The following is a 7,342-nucleotide window of genomic DNA, read 5'->3' on the forward strand; positions in this document are numbered from 1 at the left end:
GCCCACGCGCCCTGGCGTAAGCCTTGATCGACATCAACCCCAAATGCTCCATCGGCATCGACGAATACACCCACGGACCCCACAGTTTTTGCGCGTCGACATAAGACCGCCCGTTGGCACGCACCCCCGGAGGATTGACCAACAAAACCGTCACGCCACCACCCACCCCACAACCATCAACCAGCACCGAGCACCCGCTCACCCCCGGCCGCCACGCGCGCTTCTTGGCGGCGCCGCCTCAGCCATGCGAGCCTGCGGGAGATGCGCCGAGGTTCCCCGTCATAGTCATGCGGATGGTGGTTCGACGAACTGGATCGCCCGGCCCGGTTCGACAACGTCCGCCTGGCCCCGCCATGAACACTCCTCGATGTACCGTTCGAATATCACGGTTGTCAGCCGAGAGTCCGGATCCATCTGAACGATCCTTGCTACGTTCGGGTTATCCGTCAGTCGGGGTACCTCGACGGTCTGCCAGATGTTGTCGGGGCGCACATCACATCCCACGACTGCGGTTACCGTCCCACTGCAGTTGTCGGCGTATGCCCTGGCCGCGTCGTGCCAAAACCGGACCAGTTCCGGGTCACACTTATTCCATCCCGGAATTGGCTGCATCCCATTTCGTTCGAGCAGCATTTTCAGTGTGGTGCCGTTCGCCTCACCCGCCAGCTGTTCGGCGATTCTCGAACCGTCCGGCCCGACGCTCACTCCCCGCGCATCAAGACCCGACCAATAGTAGGCCGTATCGGGATCCGTCTTTGTCAATTCCACCAGCTCGTCGTATGACGGCAAACTGCCCGGCAGATAGTAGGTGCCAGCGACTACGAGGCCATCGGTTGAATTGCGGAATTCGGGTGTCTTCTCGTCGTCGCTCGGGCTGTCGCTATGCCGGAGATGGTCCTCGCTGCCCGGGCCGGCGGTTGTCGGGCGGCGCGCCACACCTTCCGTCGTCCACGTCTCATCCGACGTGCCGAACAGCCGGTCCATTTCGGCAAGCAGACTTTCGGCATAACCCAGGAACTCGGCCGCCCGCTCGACCGCGTCGACCAACGGGGCCGGATCAGCCGCGAACGGCTCAACCATCGCCGACCTCGCGCAAACCCCGCGCCGACCTCATCTCGTTGATCTGACAAGCGACACCTAGGTGCCCGATCGACGTCCCCGAAATCAGCAAACTCGGTGGCAGCATCAGCAGCCTCGCGTCGTCCGGTCCGGGTCGTCCGGTCGGCCCGCATCTTCGGACGCAACCGCACACGACGAATCCGCGGAACTCCGCATGTTCGCGGCTTCCGCGCGCACGGTGTACTCAGCGTCCATTGCGGCATAGCGTATCGGGAGCCCCGGGGTGCTCGCAATTTGTTGGGCCGAACCGTCTAATGTCGCGCGGTCGATTTGTTGCATCAATTCGCAGCTGCATACCCGCGTTCGGGTGTTGTCGATCCGGTTATCGATCGCTTGGCGTTTTTCACCGTATCGGAATTCTGCGTGGTGGTCAGTATTGAGTCCGAGGGTCGGGAGTATCTGCCTGAATACCAACAAAACAACAACGGATTTTGGTCTTCGCCGACATCCCGCGGGTGGCACAATCGCGCGGACAACTGAAATGTGGACTCGTCACTCCGGCGTTGAGTGACACCGTAGCCCGTTCCCGAAATCGAGGGCCCGAACCGACGTCCCCGATGCGTCTTATCCACGCTGCGCTGTTTGCGCCGCGCACCATAGCGCCGCGAGATTCCCTTGATCGGGCACCCGGCCGCGGGTAGCGTAATGCCAGACAATTACGAAACGCTCAGTATCGTAATTGGGAATCGTGCGAAAGGATCGGCTTCGATGCGCAGCGGGTACGCCGGCCTGCCCTTCACCACCTCCACCCCGGAGATCGCGTCCGCGCTCGACGACGTCAGCATCCCGACACTGTTGCTGTCGCTGGTGCACATCACCGGCGATCCCCGTTTTCTTCGTGACTTCAAGCCGATGGGGCTCTTCCTCAACGAAGTCCAGGGATTCATGTCCGAGGAGGACAAGGCCCGCGCCCGCGCCGAAGCCCTATCGGTAATCTCGCAGTACCGCGACCTCGGCTGCCCCGAACCCGAGCCGCTGAGCATCGACCTGATCCGGGAAATGATGGATTGGGCGGCCTGCGAACACGTTCCCGACGACTACCTACCCCTGGTGCTGGAAGAGATGGACCTCGATGGAGTCGACCCCCGCCGACCCGCCCCCATCCCGTCCGAGCGCGCTGCCCAGCTGCCGGTCGTGGTGATCGGCTGCGGCGAATCCGGAATTCTGGCCGGAATCCGGTTGAAGCAGGCCAACATTCCCTTCACCATCATGGAGAAAAACGCCGGCCCGGGCGGAACATGGTGGGAGAACAGCTATCCCGGAGCCCGGGTTGACGTGGCGAACCATTTCTATTGCTACAGCTTTGAACCCAACAACGACTGGACACATTTCTTCGCCGAACAGTGGGAGCTGCGAGACTATTTCACCCAGGTGATGGACAAGTACGGCGTGTCCGAGCAGGTGCGGTGGAACACCGAGGTACTGGCCGCCGAGTGGCACGACGACGACGGCATGTGGACGGTGTCGTTGCGGTCGCCCGACGGCCAGACCACCGTCAACGCGCGGGCCGTCATCACCGCTGTCGGTCAGCTGAACCGACCGTATATCCCGGCATTCGATGGTGCCGACACGTTCGCCGGACCGTCGTTTCACTCCGCGGCCTGGGACCACTCCGTCGACTTGACCGGCAAAAGGGCCGCGCTGGTCGGGGCGGGGGCCAGTGGCTTTCAGATCGCGCCGGCGATCGCCGGCGGCGTCGAGCAGCTCATTGTCTTCCAGCGCACCGCCCAATGGATGTTCCCCAACCCGATGTATCACGCCGAAGTGGGCGACGGCGTGCGCTGGGCGATGCGGCACCTGCCGTTCTATGGCAGATGGTATCGATTCCTGCTGCTGTGGCCGGGCGCCGACAAGGGACTCGACGCGGCGCGTACCGACCCGACTTACCCCGACCAGGACTATGCCGTCAGCGAGATGAACGCCGCGGCCCGGATGATGTTCAGCCAGTGGATCACCGGCCAGGTCGGTGACGACGACGAGCTGCTGGCGAAGGTGATGCCCGACTATCCCGCCACTGGTAAGCGGACATTGCAAGACAACGGCAGCTGGCTGCAGACCTTGCGACGGGACAACGTCGAATTGGTGCGCACGCCGATCCGGCGAATCACACCCGGCGGCATCGTCACCGAAGACGGTCAGCCATACCCCGTCGACGTCATCATCTACGCCACCGGGTTTCGTCACACCGACGTGTTGTGGCCGCTGAAGATCCTCGGCCGCAACGGGATTGACCTGCGCGACAGCTGGGGCACCCGGCCCTGTGCCTATCTTGGCATCACGGTTCCGGAGTTTCCCAACCTGTTCCTCATCTACGGGCCCGGCACTCATCTGGCCCATGGCGGTAGCCTGATCTTCCAGTCCGAACTCCAGATGCGCTACATCAATCTCTGCCTGGAACACCTGATTGCCAACGATGTGCATTCGATGGAGCCGACGGCTCGAGCCGCCACTGAATGGCATCAGCGTACCCAGGCCGCAATACAGCAGATGGTGTGGTCACATCCGGCCGTCAAACACTCTTACTTCAAGAATGCCGACGGGGAAATCCACACCGTCAGCCCGTGGCGGCTCAGTCAGTACTGGGCGGCGGTGCGAGAACCGGACTGGTCTCAATTCGTTCTGCGACAAAGAAAGTGAGCACCCCGACATGCGCACGGTAGTCATCGACGGGCCGGGAAGCATCGGCGTCGACACCCGTCCGGACCCGGCGCTTACCGGACCCGACGGCGTCATCGTCGCCGTGAGCGCCGCCGGTATCTGCGGTTCGGATCTGCATTTCTACGACGGCGACTATCCACTGGCCGAACCGGTCGCCCTCGGTCACGAAGCGGTCGGCACCGTCGTCGAAGCCGGACCGCAGGTGCGTTCCGTCACGGTTGGTGACCAGGTCCTGGTGTCCTCGGTCGCCGGCTGCGGCGGCTGCGAGGGGTGCGCGACCGGCGACCCGGCGATGTGTCGTTTGGGCCCACAGATTTTCGGTTCCGGCGCGCTGGGCGGCGCGCAGGCCGATCTGCTGGCAGTGCCCGCCGCCGACTTCCAGGTGCTCAAGGTTCCCGATGCGATCACCACCGAGCAGGCGCTGCTGCTGACCGACAATCTCGCCACCGGTTGGGCGGCCGCCCGCCGGGCCGACATATCGTTCGGCGCAACGGTAGCGGTCATCGGTCTGGGCGCGGTCGGGCTGTGTGCGGTGCGCTCCGCGTTCCTTCACGGTGCGGCAACGGTTTTCGCTGTGGACCGAGTCGAGGGCCGGCTGCGCCGCGCCGCGGGATGGGGCGCCACACCCGTCGGCTCGCCGGCGGCGGAGGCCGTTCTTGCCGCCACGGGTGGCCGTGGCGCGGATGCGGTGATCGACGCCGTCGGCACCGACGCGTCCATCACCGACTCGCTGACCGCGGTGCGGCCCGGCGGCACCGTCTCGGTCGTCGGGGTACATGATCTGCAGCCGTTTCCGCTTCCGGCCCTGGCTTGTCTGCTGCGCAGCATCACGCTGCGGCTGACAATAGCGCCGGTGCAGCGCACCTGGGGGGAGTTGATCCCGCTGCTTCGGTCGGGCCGCCTTGACGTCGACGGCATCTTCACCACGGCGCTGCCGTTGGACGAGGCGGCCAAGGGCTACGCGATAGCGGGTTCCCGGTCGGGCGACGACGTGAAGGTCCTGCTCACCCCTTAGTAGCCGTGATGTATTGGGAGTGCATCAAACCGTCGATCTGCACGTCCACCTCCGGAGGCGTCATTCCGTAGCCGGCCTGCAACTCGAGGGTGTTGCGGACGGGTTCAACCACCCACCCGCGCCCGGCCAGCCATTGCGCCGGGTTGGTCTTGTCGTCATAGCTGAGAGCCGAGAAATCCACGTTGCCAGACAGATTGACCCCTGGGTGGGCCGCTTCCAGAGCGGCCAGTTGCTGGTGGTCGATGCGGGTGCCCAAGGCGCCCACGGCAACTCGACTGCCGGGTGCCGACAGTTCGTCGATCCTTGCGAACAGCGCGTCTTGGGCATCGCCGGTCAGATACATCAACAGGCCTTCCACCGACCAGGCGGCGCGTTGTCGCGGATCCAAGCCGGCCGCTTTCAGCCGCTCCGGCCAGTCGGTACGCAGGTCGGCGGGCACCTCGCTGCGGCGGGCTTTGGGCTCGGCGTTCCGCTGGGCCAGAACGCGTGCTTTGAATTCCAGAACTTTCGGCAGGTCGATCTCGAAAACCGTTGTTCCGAAAGGCCAATCGAGTCGATAGGCGCGCGAGTCCAGGCCGGCGGCGACGATCACCGCCTGCCGGATCCCGGCGTCGGCGGCCGACCGGAAGAAGTCGTCGAAAAAGCGGGTCTGCACGCCGTAGAGGCGGGGGAAGGCCGTCTGCTCGTCGGAGGTTACCGGGTTGGCAAGCAGCTCGGTCAAATACGGGTCCCCGGACGCGGCGACGAAGTGTTCGGCATAGTCGTCGTGGACCAGCGGGCGCGGGCCGACGGCATGTAACGCGCGCCATCCCGCCACCAGCAACGCGGTGTAGCCCACGCTACTGACGATGTCCCACTGGTCGTCGTCGGAGCGAAGCGATCCGAATTCAGGTGTTGTCACGGGCCGTCCTCTCGTGTCACAGCTCCAGCATTACCGTCACGGGGCCGTCGTTGACCAAATCCACGTGCATGTGCGCACCGAAGACCCCGGTTTGCACGTGTGCACCCAGGCCTCGCAACGCTTCGGCGAACACCGCTACCAACGGCTCGGCCACAGCGGCCGGTGCGGCGGCGTTCCACGAGGGCCGCCGGCCTTTGACCGTATCCGCATAGAGGGTGAACTGGCTGACCACCAAGATCGGTGCGTGGACGTCGCACGCGGACTTCTCGTCAGTGAGAATCCGTAAGTTCCACAGCTTTTCGGCGAGCCGCCGCGCCTTGTCGGGATCGTCGGTGTGGGTGACGCCGACGAATGCCAGCAGGCCTTGTCGCTCCGGCCGGATGGCGCCGACGACCTTGCCGTCGACTACCACCGCCGCCGACGAGACCCGTTGGACCAGAATCCGCATGGAGTTCGATGCTGCCAGGACGGCTTTGACCGCGAACACGCTGGGTAGTCTCGTCGTATGTCGGTGCTGGTCGCGTTTTCCGTCACTCCGCTGGGCGTGGGGGAGGGGGTCGGCGAGATTGTGGCCGAAGCGGTTCGGGTGGTCCGCGATTCCGGCCTGCCCAATGAGACGGATTCGATGTTCACCGTGATCGAGGGCGATACCTGGGAAGAAGTGATGGCGGTAGTGCAGCGCGCGGTGGAGGCGGTGGCCGCTCGCGCGCCACGGGTGAGCACGGTGATCAAAGCGGATTGGCGTCAGGGGGCGGTAAACGCGATGACGCAGAAGGTTGCTTCCGTCGAGCGTTATCTGTCGCCTTGAGCCTGCACCGCCGCGGTGAACGCCCGCTCGGCCGCGCCGCCGTGGACGGCAAACACCACCCGCCGCAGCGAATTCGCTTGGTGCCGACAAACCGCGTCGACCATCAGTCGCGCCGCCTCCTCGACCGGGAATCCGCCGACGCCGGTGCCGAATGCCACCAAGGCCAGCGAGCGGCAGCCCAGCTCGTCGGCCTTGCGCAGGGTCGAAGCGGTGGCGCGGCTAATGATCTCGGCTGAGGTCGCTCCGCCCAGCTCCATCGTCGCCGCGTGGATGACGTAGCGCGCCGGCATCGCGCCCGCGGTGGTTTCGACCGCTTCCCCAAGTCCGATGGGTGCCTTCTCGTTCGATTCGCGCTGCACTTCCGGTCCGCCGGCGCGCGCTATCGCCGCGGCGACGCCGCCGGCGTGGCGAAGTTGAGTGTTGGCGGCGTTGGTGATCGCGTCGAGTTCGAGCTCGGTCACGTCGGCCTGAAGTACCTCTAAGTCGATCATGCACACATTCTCGCGCGCCGAACACCGGCAATCACCCGCCCTGCACGGCGAGCAGATCCGACAGAAATGGCTGAGGCAGCTCGACGGTAGCAGCCGCCAGCCGCCTCGATGGCCGACGATCAACCGGGCAACGCGTCTGCGACCGGGCGCAGTTACCGCGCGAATCTCGGCCAACCGTCAGCTGGGTCGGGTAGTTTGACTCGAGCGCAGAAACCTGGCGCCTTGCAGAAAGGCAGGCACATGGCCCTTGGTCCTACCCCACCACCGGCCCGACGGGCATGAACGCCGACACTCCCACGGAGGGTTTGCCCGGCCAGCCCGGCGAACCCGGCCAGCCGGGTGGTCAGGGC

At 65.0% G+C, this 7,342-nt stretch carries 7 protein-coding genes; 3 read left to right on the plus strand and 4 right to left on the minus strand.

Annotation, left to right across the window (positions count from 1 at the left end; translation table 11 throughout):
- Window positions 1-285: 285 nt before the first annotated feature.
- Window positions 286-984, minus strand: coding sequence for a hypothetical protein (locus BST40_RS26740; RefSeq protein WP_131808280.1), 699 nt, complete (start codon window positions 982-984; stop codon window positions 286-288).
- An 843-nt stretch (window positions 985-1,827) separates the two neighbouring features.
- Between BST40_RS26740 and BST40_RS26750 the strand changes: the two genes are divergently transcribed.
- Both BST40_RS26750 and BST40_RS26755 read left to right on the plus strand, forming a co-directional pair.
- Window positions 1,828-3,756, plus strand: a complete 1,929-nt coding sequence (locus tag BST40_RS26750) for a flavin-containing monooxygenase (protein WP_075546702.1) — start codon at window positions 1,828-1,830, stop codon at window positions 3,754-3,756.
- Window positions 3,757-3,766: 10 nt separating this feature from the next.
- Complete coding sequence (locus BST40_RS26755) at window positions 3,767-4,792, plus strand: alcohol dehydrogenase catalytic domain-containing protein (protein ID WP_083156318.1); 1,026 nt, start codon at window positions 3,767-3,769, stop codon at window positions 4,790-4,792.
- On the opposite strand, the gene BST40_RS26760 is transcribed toward BST40_RS26755, so the two are convergent.
- Both BST40_RS26760 and dtd read right to left on the minus strand, forming a co-directional pair.
- The gene (locus BST40_RS26760; protein WP_075546704.1) at window positions 4,782-5,693 is read right to left on the minus strand and encodes a class I SAM-dependent methyltransferase; all 912 of its coding nucleotides are present in this window, start codon (window positions 5,691-5,693) and stop codon (window positions 4,782-4,784) included. The genes BST40_RS26755 and BST40_RS26760 overlap by 11 nt on opposite strands.
- Before the next feature lie 16 nt (window positions 5,694-5,709).
- Window positions 5,710-6,141, minus strand: a complete 432-nt coding sequence (dtd, locus tag BST40_RS26765; protein ID WP_075546771.1) for a D-aminoacyl-tRNA deacylase — start codon at window positions 6,139-6,141, stop codon at window positions 5,710-5,712.
- Window positions 6,142-6,198: 57 nt separating this feature from the next.
- Between dtd and BST40_RS26770 the strand changes: the two genes are divergently transcribed.
- Window positions 6,199-6,501, plus strand: coding sequence for an MTH1187 family thiamine-binding protein (locus BST40_RS26770; protein ID WP_075546705.1), 303 nt, complete (start codon window positions 6,199-6,201; stop codon window positions 6,499-6,501).
- On the opposite strand, the gene BST40_RS26775 is transcribed toward BST40_RS26770, so the two are convergent.
- Entirely contained in the window at window positions 6,486-6,992 is a 507-nt protein-coding gene (locus tag BST40_RS26775; protein ID WP_075546706.1) for a macro domain-containing protein, read from the minus strand. The two genes, BST40_RS26770 and BST40_RS26775, sit on opposite strands and share 16 nt — an antisense overlap.
- Between the last annotated feature and the right edge of the window lie 350 nt (window positions 6,993-7,342).

Source organism: Mycobacterium persicum, from assembly GCF_002086675.1.
GTDB lineage: Bacteria > Actinomycetota > Actinomycetes > Mycobacteriales > Mycobacteriaceae > Mycobacterium > Mycobacterium persicum.